The sequence below is a fragment of the Bacillus sp. JJ783 genome (genome assembly GCF_036963225.1).
Taxonomy (GTDB): domain Bacteria; phylum Bacillota; class Bacilli; order Bacillales; family Bacillaceae_G; genus Bacillus_A; species Bacillus_A cereus_U.
Genome location: NZ_JBALMG010000003.1, coordinates 88,519 through 112,951, shown reverse-complemented (window position 1 = coordinate 112,951; position 24,433 = coordinate 88,519). Strand labels below are relative to the sequence as shown.

The window sequence follows — 24,433 nt, the reverse complement described above, 5'->3', positions numbered from 1 at the left end:
ACAATATTCCCAAGTTTTATTAATTCAAATGAATGGATCCATTGGAATAATTCATTTAATAATACAATCGAAACGATACTAAATAGTTCTATACTAACCGAAAATATACATACTTCGAAAATAGATTGCTCTTGAATCCGATTTAGGTTAGAGAAGATGAATAAGTACCCTAGAAACAGAGCTAGTAATTCTATTTTCGTCATGCTAATTAGCCAAGCATATAGTGGTACGGTTAAAAGAAGATATAATAGTTTCCGTCTTAGCATGCCTTCTCACCTCTAAATTATAAGTGTTTTCTGTATATTTTAACACTTTTCACATAAAAGAAACAGAAGAGACTTATGCCTCTTCTGTTTCTTTTACTGCATGTATTAACTCACATATTTCTTCGTGCTTTTCATTTTCTAATAGCTCAATGACTTTACTTCCAACGACAACACCGTCACATATTGTAATCATTTCTTCTATTTGCTCTCGTGTTGAAATACCGAATCCTGCAACAACTGGTAAGTGAACGTGTGATTTTACTTTTTCCAAGTAACTATGAATCTCGTCCTTAAAGTTTTGACGTACTCCCGTTACGCCCGCTACTGTAACGGCGTAGACGAATCCTTGTGATTCACTCGTAATTTTCTTGATTCGTTCAATTGGGCTTGTTACAGTTACGAGTGGAATTAAAGCTATTTTCGCCTCACGTAGAAGCGGCGCAATAATATGTTGTTCTTCATACGGTAAGTCTGGAACGATAATGCCATCCACACCTGCTTCAAGACAGCTCTCGATGAAACGTTCTTTTCCGAATGCGAGTACTGGATTTAAATATGTCATGAGTACAAATGGAATTTGAACTTCTTGCTTCACTTCTGCTAATGCATGAAAAATCCCTTTTAATGTTACACCGCTATCTAGCGCACGTTTTCCTGCTCTTTGAATAGTTGGACCGTCTGCGACTGGATCTGAAAACGGAATACCGATTTCAACGATGCTTGCTCCTGCTTCATCTAGAAAACGGATTCTTTCTTTTAACTTTTCAAGTCCACCATCTCCGCCCATTACGTACGGAATAAATGCTTTCTTGCCATTTTCAAACGCTGCTTTAATTTTTTCTACTCCCATTTTTTACACCTCTCCCATATAACGTTTTATACTCTCTACATCTTTATCACCGCGGCCCGATAAGCAAATGACAAGACCTTCGTCTTTCTTCATTTGCGGCGCTAATTTTAAAGCGTATGCGACAGCATGTGAGCTTTCTAATGCCGGGATAATCCCTTCTTTTTTCGTTAATAATTGAAAGGCGTCTAACGCTTCGTCATCTGTGATTGAATGATAAGAAACGCGTCCAATATCTTTTAGTAAACTATGTTCTGGTCCAACACCTGGGTAATCCAGTCCTGCCGAAATAGAATGCGCTTCTTGAATTTGTCCTTCTTCATTTTGCAGAAGATACATCATCGATCCGTGTAAAACACCGACGCTTCCTTTCGTTAAAGTAGCTGCGTGCTTTTCTGTATGAACACCTTTTCCAGCTGCTTCTACGCCGTAAAGGGCAACTTCTTCATCGTGTACGAACGGATAAAACATTCCCATTGCATTACTACCACCACCAATACAAGCAACGACTGCTTCTGGTAATTTTCCTTCTAACGCTTCGTATTGCTTTTTCGTTTCTTTCCCAATTACACTTTGGAAATCACGAACAATTTGCGGAAATGGATGTGGTCCGAGAACTGATCCCATAATGTAGTGCGTATCGTGTACATGTGAAACCCAGTAACGAAGCGCCTCGTTCACCGCATCTTTTAACGTGCCACTACCTGCCGCTACGCTTTCTACTTTTGCTCCGAGTAATTCCATTCGGAACACGTTTAATTTTTGTCGTCTCACATCTTCTTCTCCCATAAAGATGACGCATTCTAAACCGAGAAGGGCACATACAGTAGCTGTTGCAACTCCGTGTTGTCCTGCTCCTGTTTCAGCGACAACTTTCTTCTTACCCATTCTTACCGCAAGAAGTGCCTGACCGATTGTATTGTTAATTTTATGAGCTCCCGTATGGTTCAAATCTTCACGCTTTAAATAAATCTTTGCTCCGCCGCAATACTTCGTCATATTTTCAGCGAAATACAGCGGTGTTTCTCTTCCAACATACGTTTGTAAATAATGATTTAATTCCTTTTGAAACGCTTCATCTTGCATCGCTTCTTTATACGCTTCTTCTAGTTCTAGTACGGATTGCATTAACGTTTCTGGAACGTATCGTCCTCCGTATATACCGTAATGACCTTTTTCATCTGGATATGCGTAGTTCATTTGGAACACTCCTTCGCTTTTTTAATAAATTGTTTTATTTTCTCCAAATCTTTCTTTCCTTCTGTCTCTACCCCGCTACTCACATCGACCATATATGGCTGAACGGTTTGAATGGCTTCTTCTATATTAATGACGTTTAATCCGCCAGCTAATATCGTTTTCTCTCGCAACTCGTTTGGCATATGTGCGAGTAACTCCCATGAAAATGTCTTACCATTCCCTCCGTAAAACTTTTCTTTCGGGCTATCAAATAACAGATAATCTGTTTCGTATTTTTTCGCATGTTCAATATCTTTCTCTAAAGCTACTCCTAACGCTTTTATAGACGGAATCTTCAATCTCTTGATTTGATGGTTGTCTTCATCCCCATGTAGTTGCACATGCGTTAACCCGCACTCCTCTGCAATTTTCTGGATCACTTCTACCGATTCATTTACGAAAACACCGACCTTGAAAACGTGGGCTGGAATTTCCCCAATAATTTCTTTCGCTTGCCCTGGAGTGATTTGGCGTTTACTTTCTGCAAAAACGAATCCGATTGCATCTGCTCCGTATTCGCAAGCTCTTTTCGCTGTTTCAACATCAGTAATACCGCAAATCTTCACTTTCATATTTTCACCTTGCATTCATCGAAAAAGCTACTAATAGAAGACGTTGTCATAAGTGCTTCACCAACTAATACACCTTTTGCACCAGCTCGTTTGACGCGAATAATATCTTCTTTTGAATGAATACCACTTTCACTAATCCAAAACAGATTTTCCTCATTCAGTCGTTTTCCGAGTTTTTCAGTTTGGCTTAAATCTACTTCAAACGTTTTTAAATTACGGTTATTAATTCCGATAACGTGCGGATTTAATCGGGTTGCAATTTCTAATTCCTGTTCATCATGAACTTCAACAATCGCTTCTAATCCCATTTCTAGTACGTAGTTATAAAGCTCTTTTAATTTCTCTTTTGACAATGCTGCAACGATTAATAAAATAAGATCTGCACCAGCTTCATAAGCTCTATCAATTTGAATCTTATCAATTATAAAATCTTTACATAAAAGCGGAATGTTACTTTCTGCTCTTGCAGTTTGTAAGTCGTGAAACGATCCTTTAAAAAATTGACCGTCTGTTAAAACAGAAACCGCTCCAGCGCCGCATTCTTCATATGTTTTAACTTGTTTTGGTACATCAACGTGTAAATTAATATCGCCTTTTGATGGAGACGCTCGCTTTACCTCGGCGATTACAGTAAACTGCTCTAAAGCTTTTACAAGTGAGTGTGTTTTCCTTTTTACTTTCACTGGTGAATATGTTTCATATAACTCCGCAACTTCTACTTTCTTCTGCTCTACAATTTTGTCTAAAATCATCCCCACTTTAATTCACCCTTTCTAATTTTTCATGACTTGCTGTAATTAATAAGTTTAATTTTTCTAATGCTTTTCCGGAGTCAATGCTATGCGTTGCTAGTTTAATTCCTTCTTCAATCGTCTCCGCTTTTCCGTTTGCGAAAAGAGCAAGCCCTGCATTTAGTAAAACGGTATCGCGGTATACACTTTTTTCTCCACTCAATACTCCGAGCGTAATTTTTGCGTTTTCTTTTGAATTTCCGCCTCTAATTTCCTCATTTTTCACTCTTGAGAAACCGTAGTTTTCTGGTGCAATACTCATTTCAATTATTTCATTGTCTTTTAAAATAGCGACGTAGTTTTCTCCTTGTAATGATGCTTCATCTAAAAATCCACTTCCGTTTACGACGAGCGCTTGTTTTCTGCCTAGTTTCTGCAATACTTCCGCTACTGGCAATAACATATCTCGTTTATAAATACCGACAAATTGTGTTTCTAAATTAACCGGATTCGTCAACGGTCCAATTAAGTTAAAGATCGTCGGAACGTTTAATTCTTTTCTTATTTTCATAATGCGTCTTAATGCTGGATGCATCGCTGGTGCGAATAAGAAGGCAATCCCTACATTTTCTAATAAGTAGTCAATCTCACCTGGCGTACAACTAATGTTTACACCGAGTTCTTCTAATAAATCAGCGCTTCCTGTTTTACTAGAAACAGCGCGGTTTCCATGTTTCGCAACCTTTACACCAGCTCCGGCAAGTACAAATGCCGATGTTGTACTAATATTGAATGTTTGCGCACCGTCACCACCCGTTCCGCAATTGTCCATCGCGCCTTTTATATGATTTGAAAACGGTAATGCCTTTTCGCGAAGAGCACGAACGAGACCGTATATTTCTTCTGCTGTTTCGCCTTTCGCTTTCAGCAATACTAAGAAAGCTGCAACTTCACTTTCCAATATGTTGTCACTTAATAAAAGAAGTCCCGCTTCATACATTTCCTCTTCTGTTAAATGTTGTCCCTCTACTAACTTTCGAAGATAACTGTTCATACTCTCTCCTCCTCTTTCACTTCTGCTAAAAAGGCACGTATTAACTTTCCGCCTTCTTCTGTTGCAATTGATTCTGGGTGAAACTGTAGTCCGAAGAGCGGATAATAGTTGTGACGAACTGCCATGATTTCTCCGTCATCCATCGCTTTCGCGAGTATGTCAAAACACTGCGGCAAACCATTTTGCGCTGCGACGAGTGAATGGTAACGCATCGCTGTTAGCGGCTGCGTAACGTACGAAAAGATTGACGTTCCGTTATGTTTCACACGCGATGTTTTTCCGTGTTTAATGCGCTCTGCTCTAACAATTTCTCCTCCAAATGCGGATATGATTGCTTGATGGCCAAGGCAAATTCCTAAGATGGGAACGTTCTTATAAAAGTGACGAATAACATCGATACAAATTCCAGCATCTTCTGGTTTTCCAGGTCCTGGTGATAGCACAATTCCTTTCGGCTTCATCTCCTCTAATTGTTCAATTGTTATTTGATCATTTCTTACTACAACAATTTCTTCCTCGTACTCGCCTAATAGTTGATACAAGTTATATGTGAAGGAATCATAATTATCGATCAGTACAATCATTTCATAACCTCCAAAAGCGCTCTCGCTTTATTTAATGTTTCTTCATATTCAGCAACCGGGTCTGAATCGTAGACGATACCCGCTCCTGCCTGAACGTACGCTTTCTCATCTTTCACAACCATCGTTCGAATTGCTAGCGCCATATCAAGATTTCCTGAGAATGAAATATATCCAACTGCTCCGGCGTATACATTTCTTTTTTCATGCTCTAACGTATTAATAATTTCCATCGCCCTTATTTTCGGAGCACCTGATACTGTGCCAGCTGGTAAACAATACGCTAATGCATCAAATCCATTCATTTGTTTTCGCAATGTTCCGTAAACTTCAGATACAATGTGCATAACGTGAGAGTATTTCTCTACTTTCATATATTTATCTATCGTCACAGAGCCAATTTCACTTACTCTGCCAATATCATTTCGGCCTAGATCCACAAGCATCATATGCTCCGCCCGCTCTTTCTCATTTCCTAACAGTTCTTTTTCGATTTCCTCATCTTCCTGCTTCGTTTTCCCTCTCGGTCTCGTGCCGGCAATTGGATTTGTCATTACCTTATCATCTCTTACTGATAGTAAACTTTCTGGCGAAGAGCCCAGTACAACATAATCTTGAAAATCGATATAGAACATATATGGTGATGGATTCGCAATTCGAAGTTTCCTGTATAATGCGAACGGATCTCCTTTACACTCACTTTTTAATCGCTGGGATAATACAACTTGAAAAATATCTCCGGCCCGAATGTATTCTTTCGCTGTTTCCACCATTTCACAAAATTCTTTTTCCGTTACTGAAGAAGTGAATGATAAAGATGATATTACTTCACTCACCTTCTCTTCTTCTCCGTTTAGCACTTCCTCTTTGTATCGTTGCAATCTCTCGTATACTTCCTCATAAGAAGCTGATTCATCTTCCTTGCATACATATACAAACGATAGTTTTTGGCGTAAATGATCGTAAACGATAAACTCGCGATACAGTAAAAGGTGTACTTCTGGAATATTTAATGGATCATGTAAGTCTACTCCTATATTTTCATACTGCCGAATTACGTCGTAGCCGATATAACCAACTGCTCCTCCGCAAAATGGGAATGGACTTTCTACTAGCGATGGTGCGATTACCTCTTCTAACACTTGCAGTACGTTACCTTGCAGCTTTTCTGTTTGGCTGTAAATCGTTCGTTCCACTTCCGTACCAACACTTTTCACTTCACCATACGGATTACATCCTAAGCAAGAATAGCGTCCTTTATCTTGATGAAGCTGTGAGCTTTCTAGTAAAAACTTCTTCTTCCCTTTCATACGTCTATATAAAGAAATTGGCGTAATGCTATCTCCTTCTTCTTCAGCGATTACTAAAAATGTTTTTCCTTGTTCTTTTTGCTTCATAAATTCTTCTTTCGTCATCATGCCTTTCACCTCACTCTGAAAAATAAAAAAGTCCCCTACATATCGAAATATGTAGAGGACGATAAATTTACCGTGGTACCACCTCATGTTGGACGCAAAAGCATCCCGCTTTATTCAGGTACAAAATATATACCTTATCCTTGTAACGGCGGAACCCGGGTTGCCTACTGAATAGAAATTGTTCAGCATACCTCTCGTAAGCCCATTCCGTATATGGCACCGTACCGGGCTCCCACCTGCCCCCGGTTCTCTGTAACGTCTCCAAATATACGTACTCTTCTTACTTAAACGATTTAACTTATTTAATTTTTATAGTGCGTTCAACAATTTTTTGTACACAAAAAGGGAGTACTCATCCTATAGAAAGGACGGGTACTCCCGTGGTGCCACCTTAATTCGTTACGAATGTAACGCACTTTGCCGTATCAAAAAATAATACGTGTCTCTTGTATCGATGAGATCATGTCGCCAAAGCCTACTTCTTTCGTTTCGGTTTGGAAGCTCCGAAGCCCATTCCACATCAATCCCATACTGATTCGCACCAACCATCAGCTCTCTGACATGTTCATCATGTGTACTCTTCTTCATCAACGCTTGCATTTTTTTAAGTTGCACTCATTATATTCCTCATATTTCTAATAAGTCAATACTTTTTCCGAAAAAAATATTATTTCTTCGTTCGATATTATATTGACAAAACAACCTGTTTTTATGTAAAAATAATAAATACTCTATTAAAATTAAGGTTTTTTGCCAGAAAGTTATATATCCCAAAAGTAAAAAGATGTCAAAAAACGCTTAAATTTCAGAAAATTCTTATTTGCGCATGGATTTTTCTGAATAATCATGATAGATTATAAATATGCAAAATGCATCAAAAGACATGACAAAAGGAAGGGGAACTACATGAGTACACAGATGTTAACTTTAACTTCTATCTCTATTTACATGCTCGGGATGTTAGTAATCGGCTATTTCGCCTACAAACGAACGTCCAACTTAACAGATTATATGCTTGGCGGGCGTACACTAGGCCCCGCAGTAACAGCATTAAGTGCTGGAGCATCCGATATGAGTGGTTGGCTTTTAATGGGATTACCCGGTGCAATGTTTAGCGTTGGATTAAGTAGTAGTTGGATTGCGATCGGCCTAACACTAGGCGCATACGCAAACTGGCTTTATGTCGCTCCTCGCTTACGTACCTACTCTGAAATTGCAAACAATTCTATTACTATCCCAGAATTTTTGGAACACCGCTTCCACGACAAATCTCACATGCTACGCTTAGTATCCGGACTTGTTATTATGATTTTCTTTACTTTCTATGTAGCTTCAGGACTCGTTTCAGGCGCTGTATTATTTGAAAATTCATTTGGTATGAACTATCATGTTGGATTATTCATTGTAGCAGGCGTTGTTGTAGCTTACACATTATTTGGTGGTTTCTTAGCTGTAAGTTGGACAGACTTCGTGCAAGGAATCATTATGGTAGTTGCTCTTATTCTTGTTCCTATCGTAACAATTATGAATGCAAACGGACTTGGACCTGCATTTGATACAATTCGATCTGTAGATCCAACACGTTTAGATATTTTTAAAGGTGCCTCCACTTTAGGAATTGTTTCCTTATTCGCATGGGGCCTTGGTTATGTTGGACAACCTCATATTATCGTACGCTTTATGGCAATTTCTTCTGTAAAAGAACTTAAAAGCGCACGAAGAATTGGTATGAGCTGGATGATTTTCTCTGTTGTTGGAGCTATGTTTACTGGTCTTATCGGTATTGCCTACTATTCACAACAAGATTTGACATTATCTAACCCAGAGACAATTTTCCTTGAGCTTGGAAAAATTTTATTCCATCCACTTATTACTGGATTTTTATTAGCAGCGATTTTAGCTGCAATTATGAGTACAATCTCATCTCAGCTTCTCGTTACTTCAAGTGCTGTAACAGAAGACTTATATCATACATTCTTTAAACGTTCTGCTTCTGATAAAGAGCTTGTATTTGTCGGTCGTATGGCTGTTCTTGGTATCGCCTTAGTTGGATGCGCATTAGCGTTTAAACAAAATGATACGATTTTGGCTCTTGTTGGATACGCTTGGGCTGGATTTGGTTCTTCATTCGGACCAGCTATTTTATTAAGTCTATATTGGAAACGTATGACGAAATGGGGCGCGCTTGCTGGTATGATTTCTGGTGCCGCGACTGTTATTATATGGACTCAATTTAAATTCTTAACAAACTTCTTATATGAAATGATTCCTGGTTTCACAATTAGTTTACTAGCAATCATAATCGTTAGTTTACTAACACAACCTTCAAAAGAAGTTGAAGAGCAATTTGAGGATTTCGAAAAACAACATAGTCATAGTCTATAAAAAAGCTTTGCTGTTATCGTAACAGCAGAGCTTTTTTTATTACAGTTCGACAATATTCTTCTCAAATTTAACAATTTCTTTATGTTTCGTTAAATTTACTATAACATTCTTCCTTTATATTATTAGTATCGACACCTATACAGAAAGGGGACTCCACAATGTTAGCAGCTTTCCAGCAAAAACATATAAGAAAATTTTCACCTATCACAAATACTTCTGCTTCTTGTTTAAACATACAACCTAATCCGCCCAAAATTTCAATTGCTCCTTCTGTTATTTCAGTTATCGGTGTTCATATGGGAAAAAATAAGTTAAAAATAAAAACTGGGCAAAGTACTGAGTTATCAGCTTCCGTTTTGCCAATGCAAGCGACGAACCAAGAGCTTATTTGGACAAATATGAATTCTGATGTCATCACAATCTATCCAAAAGGTGATACGGTAACGATTACTGGAAAAAGTGCAGGAAGAGCAGTCGTAATTGTCACAACTGCTGAAGGAAAATTCCGCGACTTATGTGTCGTTCACGTACAACCTTATATGACAAATCCAAAGTGATATAAAGAGAGTGGATATGAATCCACTCTCTTAATTTATTTCAATTCCAGGATTTTTTCTTTTTAACAACAAAATAAATTCTTCTTTATTTCTTGGAGAAATAAGTTCTGTTTCATATGATCCGTATAGAATTTCAAATCGATCGAATGATAGTGCATGAGCTGCGATTGGATTTTTCGTATCTGAAATTCGCTTTATATCCCTTATAAGAATACGTTTTTTAACGAAACCAGATCTAATAGTAATCTCTTCTTCCCCTACAATATATTTTGTTGAAAACCAACTCCAACTAAACAGTATGGATAATGGAATTGTAAAAAATAAGAGAAAGTATTCTCTCCCTGCAAATATTGGAGCAAAACAGGCACCTATAACGATTATAAAGACCAGATATAACCATGCATCTTTTTTTGATGGAAATTCCATTACGCTCCCCCCTCTCTTGATTTAAGTTAATGAATTCCCCTCCTTCTCTTATTAAAATAAAAGTAATATTGAAATAGGAGGACGACATATGAATGAACTAAAGTTTTCCTTATTTGCTGGTACCTCTCTTCTTATTATGGCATTCGCTGCATTTTTTTCTTACGGTTTTGTTCACGGAAATCTCGTTGTACAAGGAGATGCGAGCACGACACTCCATAATATTCAAACTTCAAGTTCACTTTTCAAAGCAGAAATTTTCGGATGGATTATCATTTTTATTACGGATATTATCGCCTCGTGGGCTCTTTATTTCTTTCTAAAACCTATCCATGCTAGCTTCTCATTACTGGCTGCCTGTCTTCGTCTTATGTATACAGCTATACTTGGGATTGCTATATTCAATTTAACATTTGTATTGCTGCTTTCAAAAAGCATAGTTGCTAATTCAGAAGCATATACAATGTTATTTCTAGAAGCTTTTGAATACATTTGGTCTGTAGGATTAGTCATTTTCGGCTTACATCTTCTCGTTTTAGGATATGTAACTTTTCTATCTAAACAAATACCGAAATTTATTAGTGTACTACTATTCATCGCTGCTATCGGTTATATCGTAATTCACGTCATGAATACAATGTTTTCACAATATGATACGATTATTTCCATTCTTAACGTTGTCTTTCAACTACCGATGATCGCAGGTGAACTAGGATTTAGTATATGGCTATTGCTTAGAGGTGGAAAAAACTCTACTGTTTAAGTCGTTTCTTAATTCTGCTTAATGATTCTGGCGTAATACCTAGATAACTTGCCAATTGATATTGAGGAACACGATGAATTAAATGCGGGCGTTTTTGTAATAATGATTTGTAGCGCTCTTCTGGTGTCGATGCAATAAATAATGTAAGTTCTTCTTGTACTTCACCAAAATTGTATTCAATCATTTGGCGCGTCATTTCTTCTAACTGTGAATATTTCTTATACATGTCCTTTTCACTATACAGATCGCCAACTACTACTATACAGTCTTCTAAACACGTTAACGTATGCGGGGATGATTTATCTTGTTTATGATGATTGAAATTTGCGATTGCTTGTTCTTCTGTATAAAAATTTGATGTAACCTCTCTCCCTGCTTCATCTATACAGTGCTGCCTCACGCATCCTTTTAATACAAAATAACATTTAGACGGAACATCTCCTTGTCTTAGGAGCACTGTTCCTTTTTTATATTCTTCAATTTGTAATTCACTGAGGATCAGTTGCTGCTCTTCTTCACTTAATGTTGTAAAACTCTTCATATACTTCTTTAATATCTCTTCCATTTCTCTCCCCCTTCCTCACTTAAATTTCTATAAAACAAAAAGAGAAGTATCACAACTTCTCTTTTCTCCCCTAACATTATAATTCCTGTGTATACACCGGTTTGTTTACTACATTTTTTGCTGTTCGCTTTTGTTGCTGTAGTAAGAAAACAGATACACCAAACAATACGAGCATGCTACCGATAATTTGCATTGCGTTTAATTTTTCTCCAAGTAAGAAGAACGCTAGTATAGATGCCCCAACTGGTTCCCCTAGAATACTCATTGAAATTGTTGTTGCATTTACGTAGTTTAATAACCAATTATTAATGACGTGTGACACTGTCGGTACAATCGCAAGTAAAAGAAAAATACTCCAATCCCACTTCGTATAGCCTGTAAATGGCACTTGAAGTATAACGTTATAAATCGCTATAAATATACCAGCGAAGGCAAATACAGTGAAACTATAAATCCAATGCGATACTTTCTTTACTGTCGTTTGTCCGATAAATAAATAACCGACAACTGCTATTACACTTAAAAAGGATAATATATCCCCATAAATTGCTTGCTCACTTAGCCCTAAATCTCCCCAGCCAATACACATTACGCCTAGTATCGCAATTCCCATCGTCGCAATTGCTGAATAGGTTGTTCTTTCTTTAAATAGAAAAAAACCTCCAACTAAAGATACGATAGGTTGTAGCGCTAAAATAATCGTCGAACTTGCTACTGTCGTATGCTTTAAGGATTCAAACCATAAAAGAAAATGAAGTGCTAAAAAGAAACCAGATCCAATTAAAAATCCCCAATCTTTTATTTGAATCTTACTAAACTCTTCCCGTTTTTTCCAAACGATAGGCAGCATAATAAGTACGATAATCCATAATCGATACATACTTAAAATTGAAGATGGTGCTGAGGACATCTTTACAAAAACAGCTGCGAATGAAATGGCTATAATGGAAATTGCTAATGGTAGTGCGATTGATCTTTCTTGTTTCAAATCCTGTCTCCCCTCTCACCTGTAAAAAATCCCACTTCATTATATCCGTTTTCTTTCATAACTTAAATACTAATTTTTTAGATTCTTCGTACCATTATGGTAAAATAGAAATTAAGGCACCTATTAGTGATTATTTCTTTCCTTTTCACTACAAGCGTCGCTCTTACAATCATTACAGTAAATTTTTATTTAGGGGGATCTACATGAATCAAACAATAGGGAGAATTGAAGAAATTTCATTTTTTAGTACATCACTTCAAGAGGAACTTACACTTCTTGTTTATTTACCAGTAAATTACACACCTCTCCATAAGCATACAGTTGTTATTGCACAAGATGGTAGAGATTATTTTCAGCTTGGTAAAGCGCACCGTGTAATTGAGCGTCTTCGTGAAACTGAAGAAATCGACCGTACAATTATTGTCGGCATTCCATATAAAAATGTACACGATCGTAAGGAAAAATATTTCCCGAGCGATGTAAAGAATGCTGCTTACATTCGTTTCCTTGCTCATGAGCTTGCTCCATATATTGATGAAAATTATCCAACGTATCAAATGGGTAAAGGACGCGTTTTAATTGGAGATTCTCTTGGCGGTACAGTTTCCTTTATGACTGCACTTATGTATCCGCATACATTCGGTAAAGTCGTTATGCAGTCACCATTTGTTGATGAAACAGTGATGAACTTAGCAAGAGACTTTAAAAATCCGGGGGCGTTAGAACTTTATCACGTCATTGGGACAGAAGAAACAGCTGTCAAGCGCACAGATGGACAAGTATCTGATTTCGTAGAACCGAACCGTGAGCTAAATACTCTTCTTACAGATAGAAATTTCATCACGCATTATGAAGAGTTTGAAGGGAATCACACATGGAAATATTGGCAAGCAGATTTACCGAAAGCATTTTCTCATATTCTATCAATGAAATAATAGAGAGCGATATTCAGAATAATTTGATATAATAGATAAAGAGATTTATTCTCAAAATCTAACTAGACTTGCAAAGGGAGGAATTGGAACATGAAATTAGGAATTGTAATTTTCCCATCAAAAATGATTCAAGATAAAGCGAACGGATTGCGTAAACGTTATGATCCGCATTACGCATTAGTTCCGCCACATATTACATTGAAAACACCCTTTGAAACGCAAGATGAACAATTAGAATCGATTGTGAATGAGTTACATACAATCGCAAACAAAACGAACCCTTTCACCCTTCATGTTGGAAAAGTTGGTTCATTCGCACCTGTTAATAATGTTCTTTATTTTAAAGTAGAAAAAACACCTGAACTTACTTTCTTAAATGAAGAAATGCATACTGGATTCTTTACACAAGAGCGCGAGTACTCTTTCGTACCTCATTTAACAATCGGTCAAAGCCTGTCAGATGCAGAGCACGCTGATGTATTAGGTCGATTACGTATGAAAGATTTCTATTATGAGCAACCAATCGATCGTTTCCACCTTCTATATCAATTAGAAAACGGAACATGGACTGTACATGAAACATTCCACCTTGGAAAGGGGAGCAACTAATTTGCACGCACAAATCGTACAAACAGACGAGCAGCTAAGTGATGCATTCTCTGTACGTAAACAGGTTTTTGTAGAAGAACAACGTGTTTCTTCTGAAGAAGAATATGATGAATTTGAAGATACTTCGGTGCACGTTGTTGTATATGACAATGACATTCCAGTCGGTGCGGGCCGCTTTCGCATTGTTGATGGAGTTGGAAAAATGGAACGCATTTGCGTACTGGCCTCCCATCGCCAAAAAGGTATTGGCAAAATCATTATGGATGCACTTGAAGCGCATGCAAAAGAAGAGTCTCTACCGAAATTGAAACTCCATGCTCAAACACATGCTGAAGTTTTCTATAAAAGGCTAGGATACGTGACGGCTTCTGATGTATTTATGGAAGCAAATATCCCGCACGTCGTAATGATAAAAGAATTGTAATTTTGTAGCAGGAGGTAGCCCCTCCTGTTTTTTACATTGCTATTTTCTTTTTCTTCCGCTAAAGTTAAATGTTGATGCTATAGTTTTGAAGGTGAATATATGACACAAGAAAAATTTTCACAAAAACCGTTAACACACGCTGGCATTCCGCAAGCGACGTATCATATTCCGAAAACATCTACCCATTTAATTATGGAAGAAGATGCAGATGCGGCGTATTTCCGCGCTTTAGAACAGCAAGGTGTTTATTTAAATGAAAAACAGTTAGAAGCAGTGCAAACGACAGAAGGACCTGTCCTTACACTAGCTGGTGCTGGAAGTGGTAAAACATCTGTTTTAACAACTCGCGTTGGTTATTTAGTTAATGTAAAACATGTTCATCCACGAAATATTTTGCTGCTGACGTTTACACAAAAAGCAGCTGAAGAAATTCGAAGCCGTGTAGCGAATTTACCTGGTATGAATCATGCCGCAAGTAGCTATGTCGTTGCTGGTACATTCCACTCTGTCTTTTTAAAATTGCTTCGTAGTCAAGGATATAATCAGCAAATTTTAGCAAATGAAAAACATAAACAAATTATGATAAAGAAAATTTTGAAAGAATTACGCTTAAAAGACGCTTATGATGCCGAAACGATACTCGCTATGATTTCACTTGAGAAAAACAAATTGAATCGTCCGAAAGATGTAAAAGCGAAAACACCGGTTGAACAAGAGTTCAAAGAAGTATACGAACGTTTCGAAGAGGTAAAACAACGGTACAATTATATCGATTTTGACGACATCTTATTAGAAATGTATTATCTGTTAGAAAATAACGCTCCCCTGCTTACTCAATTACAAGAGCGTTTTCATTACATTGAAGTAGATGAGTTTCAAGATACGTCGTATGCACAATATGAAATTGTAAAATTGTTAGCCACGCCAAGAAATAATTTATTTATCGCAGGTGATGACGATCAAGCGATTTACGGCTGGCGAGGGGCAAGTCACCAAATTATTTTATCTTTTCCAAAGGAATTTGATAATACAACGATTATCGCACTTAATACGAATTATCGATCTAATCCATTTATCGTCGGACTTGGAAATGAAGTTATTAAGCTCAATCAAGAACGTTTTGATAAAGAGCTATATTCTGTTCGTAACAATGGCATGCAGCCGTTTTATGCACGACCTGCGACAACTCTTGATGAAGCAAATCAAATTTTGCAACTCATTCAGGAAAAAGTAGATAGTGGTGAACGAAATTATAAAGATTTTTGTTTATTATATCGTACACATTCTGTAAGCCGTTCTTTACTTGATCAGCTTACAATTCATAAGATTCCATTTATTAAACATGGAGCGAGCCAATCGTTCTACGAGCATTCTTTAATTAGGCCCGTATTAGATCACTTACGACTCGTGCTAGAACCGTTCCGCCTCGAATCACTTTCAAATATATTACCAACAATGTATATTGGCCGTGATGAGTGCATTTCATTTATTGAACGTGAACAATGGAAATATGGTGAGGGCCGTTTCCCTTCTCTTCTTCATTTTCTATTACTAAACCCAAGCTTGAAACCTTTTCAAGTTAAAAAAGTAAATGAGCAAATCGATTTTATTAAGTTTATAAAAGAACTTGAACCGAAAAAAGCATTGAAAGAAATTATTCATGGTAAAGGAAAGTATTTAGAGTACTTACAAAGTAATGATCGTTCTTCCTTTACGATGCATAAGGACATACAAGAAGAGATGTTAGAAGAATTAATGGAATCAGCAACTCGCTTTACGGATATTTCAGCTTACTTACAATTTATTAATGAGGCCATTCAAGGTCAAAAAGAAATGGAAGCATTAAAAACAATGCCGCAAAAAGATGCCGTATCGCTTATGTCGATTCATAACGCGAAAGGCCTTGAGTTTCCATGCGTCTTCTTACTCGGTGCAAGCGATGGCATACTGCCGCATACTTCTTCTTTAAAAGATGCCAATGACCGTGTGACGGAGACTTCTGAAGCATTAGAAGAAGAACGACGATTACTCTATGTCGCAATTACGCGTGCTAAAGAAGAACTTTACATTTCCTCCCCGCAATTTTTCAGAGGAAAGAAACTAGATATATCTCGTTTTTTATATACTACGCGAAAAGATTTACCTGAAAAGACATCCGCTAAATAAGGATGTCTTTTTTCCATATCACGATATGTACATCCCCTCTATATAAATTCCCTGTTTCTATCCTGAGAATTAACGTAATATCAACCATATCCCGTTCATATTGTAATAGTGTATGTCAGAACTCACGATAAGGAGTGAACATAATGAGCTGCAATTGTAATGAAGATCATCATCACCATGATTGTGATTTCAACTGTGTATCTAATGTCGTTCGTTTTATACATGAACTACAAGAATGTGCAACCACAACATGTGGATCGGGTTGCGAAGTTCCATTTTTAGGAGCACATAACAGCGCATCAGTAGCGAATACACGTCCTTTTATTTTATACACAAAAGCTGGAACACTTTTTGAAGCATTCGCGCCTTCAGGAAGCCTTACTAGTTGTACCTCTCCTATTTTCCGAGTTGAAAGCATAGATGATGATGGCTGTGCTGTATTACGTGTACTAACCGTAACTATAGGCGGAGATCCTATATCACCTGGCGATAATCCAATTTGCACGTTTTTAAATGTTCCAACTGCAACTTTAAAGGGAACGAATTCTTGTATTACTGTTGATTTAAGCTGTTTCTGCGCTATTCAATGTTTACGTGATGTTACGATTTAAAACTGAATAATGATTTAAGCATGGATTGGGTGGCAGAAATTTCTGTCACCCAATCCATGCTTAAAAGGTACTAATATATTTTTTATAAAATTAGGAACTTGTCTAGAACAAAGAACTTATCCCTTTCATTGAATAAAAGTAGAAGAAATAAAGGAGTGAAAAACATGCTCTCTTCTGATAAATATAAATTTAATAAAATTGATTGCAACGCAAAAGCCGTTAGTACCTTGCCAGCTTTCGGCTTTGCATTCAACGCTCTCGCCCCTCAATTCGCTTCATTATTCACACCACTATTATTACCTAGTACAAGTTCAAATCCAGATCTCACTGTTCCAGTAATAAATGATACAGTAAGTGTAGGAAATGGCATTAAAATCCAAAGAACTGGTATTTATCAAATCAGCTATACATTATCAATAAACTTTAATGATCCTAATTTTATACCATCAGCGGCTCGTTTTTTCTTATCATTAAATACGCCGCAGAATGTTATTCCTGGATCTGGTACAGCAGTACGCTCTAACGTTATTGGTACTGGTGAAGTAGAAGTTTCCAGTGGTACTGTTCTCATTAACTTAAACCCTGGTAATTTCATTCAAATCGTACCGGTTGAATTAGAAGGTATTGTAGATATTCGCGCTGCTGCATTAACAGTCGTACAAATTGATTAACTAAAAGTGGTATTTCTTATTTGAGATACCACTTTTAATTATTAAATGAAAAACACTCACATTAACATGAGTGTTTCATTCTTCATATTGTTTTATTGTATTTTTCTTCTTGCCACAATTACATCCCTTTTTCTTCACAAAGCCTTGTTGCTGTAATTGTTCTTGATATGCCTGTTGTTGTTCTTGTTGCTGTTGCTGTAGGTAGTACCACTGCTGAAGGTCATATGAATTTGGCCTTGGATTATTGCTCACAGCAAACATCTCCTCTACTCTCAATTCTGTCTATTTACTATATGAACAACTCCTTATTTCCGTTCCCTCATCCTTTTAAACTCCGCTTTCTCTAACATGAAAATTTATTATTCTTCCATAAAATATCCTGTAATTGTTTCAATAATTGCTGCTGCTCCTGCAATAGCTAATACTGCTAGTAATGGCTCTGCAACAATTTGAATCCAATTATATAAGACTAATAAAAAAGCACTAACCCATACACCTGTACACCAATAACAACTTAATAATTCTCCAATCCACTTCCTGAGCCCTTTTCCTTTCACCTTCGTATAAGTTGATACACTTCCGTCAGATTCCGTAATTTCTAATTCTTCAATAAACGGTCTTCGCAAAAAGCCAGTAATTTTATCATAAACGATAAGGCGTGTTAATCGAAAAGCAGCTAGTGCGAAAATAAAAAATAAAAGCCAACTTGTAAATAGCATACTTTCACCTTCCCTTACCTTCTTTAGCCTATTTAAAAAAAAAGCGCTTTAGAGTGTGACCGATTCCCTTCCGCTCCAATATCTTATTAATGTAAATACAAACAAGAAGATAAGGAGTGACATTAATGAGTTGTAACGAAAATAAACACCATAGCTCTTCTCATTGCGTAGCTGATGTTGTAAAATTTATCAATGAATTACAAGATTGTTCTACTACAACATGCGGATCTGGTTGCGAAATTCCATTTTTAGGAGCACACAGCAGTTCATCAGTAGCAAATACACGTCCTTTTATTTTATACAAAAAAAATGGAGAAGTTTTTGAAGCATTTGCACCATCAGGAAGTCTTACTAGCTGTACATCTCCGATTTTCCGTGTCGAGAGCGTAGATGATGATAGCTGTGCTGTATTACGTGTATTAACTGTAACTATCGGCGGAGATCCTGTTAAACCTGGTGACAATCCAATTTGTACGTTTTTAAATGTACCAACTTCAACTTTACGCGGTACAAATACTTGTATTACCGTTGACTTAAGCTGTTTCTGCGCTATTCAGTGCTTACGTGATGTTACTATTTAATAAGTAAACTAAAAAACTATTGGGGTGGTAGAATTGATCTACCACCTTTACATAATTTAAAAAACAGCCATATCAATTGATTTTATCTCTTCTATAGATACTCGAATATCTCTCATACTATTTGGCGGCATAATTGATACAACACCATTTCGATATGAAATAATAGATCCTACATATGAGACTGTCGCTGTTTTTATTCTACATCTTACTTTCGGAATGTAATGAGGGCGGTTTAATAAGAAATGAATTTTTTCTTCATTGTTCATATCTTTAAATGCTTTATTATGTGGTACTGTCGTCACCTGCTTTCGTTGTTCTCCAACTTCTATTTGTTCCACTTCCTCTTGTTTCTCTTTGTTCACAATTTCTTTTTGTTCTACCACTTTCTCAACTTCTTTTTGTATTACCATTTCTTCCACCGCACTACTTATACTGGATTGCTCTCTATCACCTTGTTCCTGCCTATTATCATTTTCAAAGTTTGTAAGGAGAATTCTTTTTATTTTCAGTGTATCAAGTTCTAAATTTACTTGCGTTATATATAGCAACGGTTTTCCAACTGTTGAGCCTTTATTTTTATTCTCCACACTCGTCCCTCCCACTTCCATAAAGTGAATCTTTCATCAACGAGGAATTTTTCCCTATTTAATTATTAATTGAACAATTTAGACTAACGTCCACCAAGACTCTTTACACTTACTAAATCTAAAGGGAAAAGCCTGATTATCCTCTACTGTTGAATAAATCGTGTACTCTTATAGTTATATTCATCCTAACGCAATAACTTTCGTTAAAATTCTTTCTTTCTCTAAAACATCAAAAGGGCAGTCTCACTATATAGAGACTGCCCTTAAAAAGTTATAATCGATATCATATTTATCCTAAAATATGATATCCTGAATCAACATGAATATTCTCACCTGTTACTCCGCGTGCTAAATCACTGAATAAGAATACTGCTGTATCCCCAACTTCTTCTGGAGTTGTTGTGCGGCGAAGTGGTGCGCGCTCCTCGATTTCTCTTAAGATTGAGTTAAAATCGCCTACACCTTTCGCAGATAACGTACGAATTGGTCCTGCAGAAATAGCGTTAACGCGAATGCCATGTTGTCCTAAATCATTCGCTAAATATTTCACGCTAGCTTCTAATGAAGCTTTCGCAACACCCATAACGTTATAGTTTTTCACAACACGCTCGCCGCCAAGGTATGTTAACGTTAAAATATTTCCGCCTTCTGTCATTACTTTCTTCGCTTCTCTTGCTACAGCTGTTAAAGAGAATGCACTAATATTTTGTGCAAGTAAAAATCCATCGCGAGAAGTATCTACAAATTCGCCTTTTAAATCGTCACGATTTGCAAAAGCAATACAATGTGCTACACCATGAATTGTACCAACTTCTTGCTTAATCGTTTCAAAGCAAGCTGTAAGTTCTTCATCATTCGTTACGTCACAAGGTAATACAAGTGATTCTTGCCCTTCTAATGTATCCGCTAATTCACGAACGTTTCTTTCTAAACGTTCTCCTGCAAATGTGAATATTAATTTTGCACCTGCATTATGCAAAGAGCGAGCAATTCCCCATGCAATACTTCTTTGGTTCGCAACGCCCATAACAACAAATGTTTTCCCTTGTAATAGTTCCATGATATATCCTCCCAGAAATACTTATACTTGTTATTAGTACCTGATACTATAATAATAGTACCATAAAACCTCTTAAAGGCAAACAAAAAAGTCATTAACTTAAATTTGTTAATGACTCTTTGTTTCTATAAAAAAACGCTCTAATCCTTCTTCCCAAGAAGGCATTTCTAAAAAACCATTTAATCGTAGCATGTTATGTTGAAAGATAGAATATTTCGGTCTCGCTGCCGCCGATCCGAATCCTTCGGTTGAAACAGGTAATACATTCACTTTCATATTTGCATATAAAAATATTTTTTGAGCAAATTCAAACCAAGAACATGAGCCTCTATTTGATACGTGATACGTACCGTATAAAGAAGTATGAATGAGCTTATTAATAATAATATTTAAATCCGCCACATACGTAGGAGAGCCGATTTGATCCGCTACAACAGATATTTCTTCTCTTTCTTTTCCTAATCGCATCATCGTTTTCACAAAATTATTTCCATACTTACCATATAGCCACGATGTACGAACGATAAAATATTTATTATGTAGCTCTTTAACGAACTGCTCCCCCGCAAACTTAGAGGCCCCGTATATATTTATCGGCGCTGGATTATGAAATTCATCATATCCATCCGGTCTGTCCCCTTGAAATACATAATCGGTACTAATATAAACTAACTTAGCCCCTACTAATTGTGAAGAAACCGCTACATTTCGAGCTCCTATCGCATTTATTAAATAAGCAAGATCTTGTTCTTTCTCAGCATGATCAACCTTCGTATACGCTGCACAATGAATGATTATATGTGGCCTTATTTCTTGTACCACTTGCTGAATTCGGGATATATTTGTTACATCTAGTAACCTTTTATCAAATGGATATATATCATATTCTTCAGGATTTAATTCTTCTTGTAGTTGTTTTCCTAATTGACCATTTGCTCCTGTTATGATAACCCGCTCTTTCATTTACATGCCCCTTACTTTTCTTTTAGTCGTCTCCACCATTCCGTATTGTTTTCATACCATTCCACCGTTTCTTTTAACCCTTGTTCAAACGTATACTTCGGTTCCCAATCAAACTCATTCTTCATCTTTTGTGCATCAATCGCATAACGACGATCGTGACCTAAACGGTCTGTAACAAATTCAATATCTTTTTTCGTTTTTCCCAATAGATTAATAATTTGTTCCACAACATCTACATTTGTTTTTTCGTTATTTCCGCCTATATTATATACTTCTCCTAAACGCCCCTTATGCAAAACAACATCAATCGCGCTACAATGATCCGTTACATGTAACCAATCTCTTACATTTAATCCATCACCATATAACGGTAGTTTTTTTCCTTCCAGCGCATTCGTAACCATTAATGGAATTAACTTCTCAGGATATTGATACGGCCCATAGTTATTGGAACAACGCGTCACTATGACTGGTAATTGATATGTTTTATAATAAGATAAAGCTATCATGTCAGCGCTCGCCTTACTGGAAGAGTATGGACTATTTGGAGCTAACGGGGTTTCCTCGGTAAACTTCCCTGTTTTCCCTAAAGACCCGTACACTTCATCTGTTGATACTTGCACGAGTTTAATATGTGGATATTTTTTCACTAACTCTAATAAGGTGACTGTCCCGATTACATTCGTATCATAAAAAGGAATAGGATTTTCAATGCTACGATCCACATGTGATTCCGCTGCAAAATTTACAATTATTTGCACGTCACGTTCATTAATAATATGCTCCAGCAGCTCTCCATTTTGGATTTTCCCCTTTATGAATGAATAGTTAGGATTGTCTTGAATTGACTTTACATTATTTAAATTCCCGCTATATGTTAATGCATCGTAATTAATAATTCTATATGTTTCATAGTTTTTTAACATATAGTGAATGAAATTACTTCCAATAAATCCTGCTCCACCTGTTACTAGTATATTCATAAACAACTCTCCTACTTAAAAACTATCTTCATATTCTTGAAGTACTGGTAATATGCGGTCCTTATCAGACAAAATAGGGTTTGTTACCGGCCATGGAATTGCTAGTTCTTTATCTTTCCAAAGCAAACCTGAATCATGCTCAGCACTATAATACTCATCTACTTTATACATAACAATTGTATGAGGTACAAGCGTACAAAAACCATGAGCAAATCCTTTTGGCACTAATAATTGCCGGTGATTATCCGCGCTTAAAATATAACCTTTCCATTGTTTAAAGGTTGGTGAATCTTTTCTTAAATCTACGATAACATCATAAATTGCCCCTTGAACAACTTGAATGAGTTTCGTTTGTGCTTTCGTTTTTTTCTGGAAGTGTAGTCCTCGAATCGTTCCCGCTTTAGCTGAATAAGATACGTTATCCTGTACAAATGAATCCGTAATTCCTAATGTTTCTAGCACCCTCTTATTATAACTTTCTATAAAGAAACCTCGATCGTCTTCAAATAACTTCGGTTCTAACAATTTCGCATCGATAAAATTTGTGTCTACAACTTTCATATTCTCACCTATTCTCCATTAAACTGTTTCCCAAAGTTTATATCCCGCGCTAACGTATTCGCCCTTTGAAGAGAAGCATGAGTTCCTGCATCCGTCCACCAGCCGCTCATTTCATTATAAGTAAGTACCCCTCGTTTTAAATACCAATTATTTATATCCGTAATTTCAAGTTCTCCCCTTGCGGAAGGTTTTAATTCTTTTATATAAGAAAAGACTTTCGAATCATACAAATAAATTCCCGTAACAGCATAAGAACTTTTCGGTTTCTTCGGCTTTTCTTCAATTTCAATTATTTTTCGGTTTTGAATATGTGCCACACCAAATCTTTCGGGATCTTCTACAGATTGAAGCAGCACTTTAGCACCTTCTTTTTGCTTTGTGAATTCTTCAACATATGGACGAATATCATCTGAAAAGATATTATCTCCTAATATAACTACCATACGATTATTCCCGATGAAATCCTCACAAAGCCCTAACGCTTGCGCAATTCCGCCTGCCTTATCTTGCACACGATACGTAAAGGACACACCAAATTCGTGACCACTTCCTAAAAAGCTAACAACATCTCCCATATGCTCTTTACCTGTAATAATCATAATATCTGTAATCTCACATTGTTTCAGTTTATATACTGCATGATAAATCATCGGATACCGCCCAACGGGAAGTAGATGTTTATTCGTTACTTTCGTTATTGGATATAGTCTCGATCCAGTTCCGCCCGCTAAAATAATCCCTTTCATTATGCATCTCTCCCTTATGATGGAGATAGTACATCTTTATAATGTTCCATATACTTACTCTGTTCCATCTCAATCATATGTTATATGCACACAAAACTTTCCATTTTTTTATATTGTTCCATATAATTAAAGTTTCTTTTCAAGCATACAAATATCTATGTCATTTTCTCATTAATTTTCACCTATTATATAACGAGAGATTTACGGAGGTGAATTGATGTCCAATCACAATGATTCAAACAGCTTAAATCCAGTTGACTCTTTATCTTCCAGCACATCTGACTCTGCATTTCCACAATTTTCTTTGACACCTGAACCGACTGGGCCATCTGGTACTACCGGACCGACTGGTGCCACTGGACCGACTGGCAACACTGGGCCGACTGGTGCTACTGGACCGATCGGTAACACTGGACCAATCGGCGATA

29 protein-coding genes, 1 pseudogene and 2 other annotated features are annotated in these 24,433 nt (G+C 36.8%); of the genes and pseudogenes, 11 read left to right on the top strand and 19 right to left on the bottom strand.

Annotated features, from left to right (window positions below; translation table 11 throughout):
* The 8 genes from V7038_RS01105 to trpE form a co-directional block, all read right to left on the bottom strand.
* Positions 1–266: DUF4029 domain-containing protein (locus V7038_RS01105; RefSeq protein WP_335468788.1), on the bottom strand; the 266-nt coding region annotated here is incomplete at its 3' end.
* A 73-nt stretch (positions 267–339) separates the two neighbouring features.
* Positions 340–1,116 (bottom strand): tryptophan synthase subunit alpha, encoded by a 777-nt coding sequence (trpA, locus tag V7038_RS01100; RefSeq protein WP_335468786.1) that lies wholly within the window; start codon positions 1,114–1,116, stop codon positions 340–342.
* Positions 1,117–1,119: 3 nt separating this feature from the next.
* Entirely contained in the window at positions 1,120–2,313 is a 1,194-nt protein-coding gene (trpB, locus tag V7038_RS01095) for a tryptophan synthase subunit beta (RefSeq protein ID WP_070128123.1), read from the bottom strand.
* Entirely contained in the window at positions 2,310–2,924 is a 615-nt protein-coding gene (locus V7038_RS01090) for a phosphoribosylanthranilate isomerase (RefSeq protein ID WP_070128122.1), read from the bottom strand. Before V7038_RS01090 ends, trpB begins: the two co-directional genes overlap by 4 nt.
* The gene (trpC, locus tag V7038_RS01085) at positions 2,921–3,682 is read right to left on the bottom strand and encodes an indole-3-glycerol phosphate synthase TrpC (protein WP_335468783.1); all 762 of its coding nucleotides are present in this window, start codon (positions 3,680–3,682) and stop codon (positions 2,921–2,923) included. The genes V7038_RS01090 and trpC overlap by 4 nt, the downstream gene beginning before the upstream one ends.
* Position 3,683: 1 nt before the next feature.
* A complete protein-coding gene (gene trpD / locus V7038_RS01080; RefSeq protein ID WP_070128120.1) occupies positions 3,684–4,709 on the bottom strand; it encodes an anthranilate phosphoribosyltransferase in 1,026 nt (341 codons plus the stop codon).
* On the bottom strand, positions 4,706–5,293 hold the full coding sequence (locus tag V7038_RS01075; protein WP_002202747.1) for an anthranilate synthase component II: 588 nt from the start codon (positions 5,291–5,293) through the stop codon (positions 4,706–4,708). Before V7038_RS01075 ends, trpD begins: the two co-directional genes overlap by 4 nt.
* On the bottom strand, positions 5,290–6,708 hold the full coding sequence (gene trpE / locus V7038_RS01070) for an anthranilate synthase component I (RefSeq protein ID WP_335468780.1): 1,419 nt from the start codon (positions 6,706–6,708) through the stop codon (positions 5,290–5,292). Before trpE ends, V7038_RS01075 begins: the two co-directional genes overlap by 4 nt.
* 51 nt (positions 6,709–6,759) lie before the next feature.
* Positions 6,760–7,006 (bottom strand) — a binding site (T-box leader).
* Between the two features lie 63 nt (positions 7,007–7,069).
* Positions 7,070–7,308, bottom strand: a binding site (T-box leader).
* A gap of 306 nt (positions 7,309–7,614) precedes the next feature.
* On the opposite strand from trpE, the gene putP reads away from it, so the two are divergent.
* On the top strand, positions 7,615–9,093 hold the full coding sequence (putP, locus tag V7038_RS01065) for a sodium/proline symporter PutP (RefSeq protein ID WP_002158851.1): 1,479 nt from the start codon (positions 7,615–7,617) through the stop codon (positions 9,091–9,093).
* A 158-nt stretch (positions 9,094–9,251) separates the two neighbouring features.
* On the top strand, positions 9,252–9,650 hold the full coding sequence (locus V7038_RS01060; RefSeq protein WP_002202749.1) for an Ig-like domain-containing protein: 399 nt from the start codon (positions 9,252–9,254) through the stop codon (positions 9,648–9,650).
* Between the two features lie 30 nt (positions 9,651–9,680).
* On the opposite strand, the gene V7038_RS01055 is transcribed toward V7038_RS01060, so the two are convergent.
* Positions 9,681–10,076 (bottom strand): PH domain-containing protein, encoded by a 396-nt coding sequence (locus V7038_RS01055; protein ID WP_002202750.1) that lies wholly within the window; start codon positions 10,074–10,076, stop codon positions 9,681–9,683.
* An 88-nt stretch (positions 10,077–10,164) separates the two neighbouring features.
* On the opposite strand from V7038_RS01055, the gene V7038_RS01050 reads away from it, so the two are divergent.
* Positions 10,165–10,836 carry a DUF4386 domain-containing protein gene (locus V7038_RS01050; RefSeq protein ID WP_335468777.1) on the top strand — a complete coding sequence of 224 codons (672 nt, stop codon included), beginning with the start codon at positions 10,165–10,167 and terminating at the stop codon, positions 10,834–10,836.
* Here V7038_RS01050 and V7038_RS01045 read toward each other — a convergent pair.
* Positions 10,826–11,401 carry a Crp/Fnr family transcriptional regulator gene (locus V7038_RS01045; protein ID WP_002158855.1) on the bottom strand — a complete coding sequence of 192 codons (576 nt, stop codon included), beginning with the start codon at positions 11,399–11,401 and terminating at the stop codon, positions 10,826–10,828. The two genes, V7038_RS01050 and V7038_RS01045, sit on opposite strands and share 11 nt — an antisense overlap.
* A 76-nt stretch (positions 11,402–11,477) precedes the next feature.
* Positions 11,478–12,389 (bottom strand): DMT family transporter, encoded by a 912-nt coding sequence (locus V7038_RS01040; protein WP_002158858.1) that lies wholly within the window; start codon positions 12,387–12,389, stop codon positions 11,478–11,480.
* Between the two features lie 203 nt (positions 12,390–12,592).
* Between V7038_RS01040 and V7038_RS01035 the strand changes: the two genes are divergently transcribed.
* The 6 genes from V7038_RS01035 (at position 12,593) to exsF (ending at position 17,805) form a co-directional block, all read left to right on the top strand.
* Complete coding sequence (locus V7038_RS01035; RefSeq protein ID WP_002158859.1) at positions 12,593–13,324, top strand: alpha/beta hydrolase; 732 nt, start codon at positions 12,593–12,595, stop codon at positions 13,322–13,324.
* A gap of 90 nt (positions 13,325–13,414) precedes the next feature.
* Positions 13,415–13,933 carry a YjcG family protein gene (locus tag V7038_RS01030; RefSeq protein ID WP_335468773.1) on the top strand — a complete coding sequence of 173 codons (519 nt, stop codon included), beginning with the start codon at positions 13,415–13,417 and terminating at the stop codon, positions 13,931–13,933.
* 1 nt (position 13,934) lies between these two features.
* Positions 13,935–14,357 (top strand): GNAT family N-acetyltransferase, encoded by a 423-nt coding sequence (locus V7038_RS01025; RefSeq protein ID WP_335468771.1) that lies wholly within the window; start codon positions 13,935–13,937, stop codon positions 14,355–14,357.
* Between the two features lie 99 nt (positions 14,358–14,456).
* Positions 14,457–16,523 (top strand): ATP-dependent helicase, encoded by a 2,067-nt coding sequence (locus V7038_RS01020; RefSeq protein WP_335468769.1) that lies wholly within the window; start codon positions 14,457–14,459, stop codon positions 16,521–16,523.
* 143 nt (positions 16,524–16,666) lie between these two features.
* Positions 16,667–17,134: a CotY/CotZ family spore coat protein gene (locus V7038_RS01015; RefSeq protein WP_070138934.1), complete on the top strand. Its 468-nt coding sequence runs from the start codon at positions 16,667–16,669 to the stop codon at positions 17,132–17,134.
* Positions 17,135–17,298: 164 nt separating this feature from the next.
* Positions 17,299–17,805, top strand: coding sequence for an exosporium protein ExsF (exsF, locus tag V7038_RS01010; protein ID WP_002202756.1), 507 nt, complete (start codon positions 17,299–17,301; stop codon positions 17,803–17,805).
* A gap of 75 nt (positions 17,806–17,880) precedes the next feature.
* On the opposite strand, the gene V7038_RS01005 is transcribed toward exsF, so the two are convergent.
* Together V7038_RS01005 and V7038_RS01000 are read right to left on the bottom strand one after the other, a co-directional pair.
* The gene (locus tag V7038_RS01005; RefSeq protein ID WP_033710628.1) at positions 17,881–18,066 is read right to left on the bottom strand and encodes a hypothetical protein; all 186 of its coding nucleotides are present in this window, start codon (positions 18,064–18,066) and stop codon (positions 17,881–17,883) included.
* 98 nt (positions 18,067–18,164) lie between these two features.
* Complete coding sequence (locus V7038_RS01000; protein ID WP_002158866.1) at positions 18,165–18,524, bottom strand: DUF1360 domain-containing protein; 360 nt, start codon at positions 18,522–18,524, stop codon at positions 18,165–18,167.
* Between the two features lie 125 nt (positions 18,525–18,649).
* On the opposite strand from V7038_RS01000, the gene V7038_RS00995 reads away from it, so the two are divergent.
* Positions 18,650–19,105, top strand: coding sequence for a CotY/CotZ family spore coat protein (locus tag V7038_RS00995; RefSeq protein WP_002158867.1), 456 nt, complete (start codon positions 18,650–18,652; stop codon positions 19,103–19,105).
* 56 nt (positions 19,106–19,161) lie between these two features.
* On the opposite strand, the gene V7038_RS00990 is transcribed toward V7038_RS00995, so the two are convergent.
* The 6 genes from V7038_RS00990 to V7038_RS00965 all read right to left on the bottom strand — a co-directional run bounded on the left by V7038_RS00990 (position 19,162) and on the right by V7038_RS00965 (position 24,005).
* Positions 19,162–19,713: a CotO family spore coat protein gene (locus V7038_RS00990; protein WP_080013736.1), complete on the bottom strand. Its 552-nt coding sequence runs from the start codon at positions 19,711–19,713 to the stop codon at positions 19,162–19,164.
* A 268-nt stretch (positions 19,714–19,981) separates the two neighbouring features.
* The gene (gene fabI, locus V7038_RS00985) at positions 19,982–20,752 is read right to left on the bottom strand and encodes an enoyl-ACP reductase FabI (RefSeq protein ID WP_002158869.1); all 771 of its coding nucleotides are present in this window, start codon (positions 20,750–20,752) and stop codon (positions 19,982–19,984) included.
* Between the two features lie 108 nt (positions 20,753–20,860).
* Positions 20,861–21,715, bottom strand: coding sequence for a dTDP-4-dehydrorhamnose reductase (rfbD, locus tag V7038_RS00980; protein WP_335468766.1), 855 nt, complete (start codon positions 21,713–21,715; stop codon positions 20,861–20,863).
* An 11-nt stretch (positions 21,716–21,726) separates the two neighbouring features.
* The gene (rfbB, locus tag V7038_RS00975) at positions 21,727–22,698 is read right to left on the bottom strand and encodes a dTDP-glucose 4,6-dehydratase (protein WP_070138930.1); all 972 of its coding nucleotides are present in this window, start codon (positions 22,696–22,698) and stop codon (positions 21,727–21,729) included.
* Between the two features lie 15 nt (positions 22,699–22,713).
* Positions 22,714–23,259, bottom strand: a complete 546-nt coding sequence (rfbC, locus tag V7038_RS00970; RefSeq protein WP_070138929.1) for a dTDP-4-dehydrorhamnose 3,5-epimerase — start codon at positions 23,257–23,259, stop codon at positions 22,714–22,716.
* An 8-nt stretch (positions 23,260–23,267) separates the two neighbouring features.
* Positions 23,268–24,005 (bottom strand): sugar phosphate nucleotidyltransferase, encoded by a 738-nt coding sequence (locus V7038_RS00965; RefSeq protein ID WP_070138928.1) that lies wholly within the window; start codon positions 24,003–24,005, stop codon positions 23,268–23,270.
* Between the two features lie 217 nt (positions 24,006–24,222).
* Here V7038_RS00965 and V7038_RS00960 point away from each other — a divergent pair.
* Positions 24,223–24,433: pseudogene (locus tag V7038_RS00960) on the top strand (hypothetical protein); the annotation flags it as partial.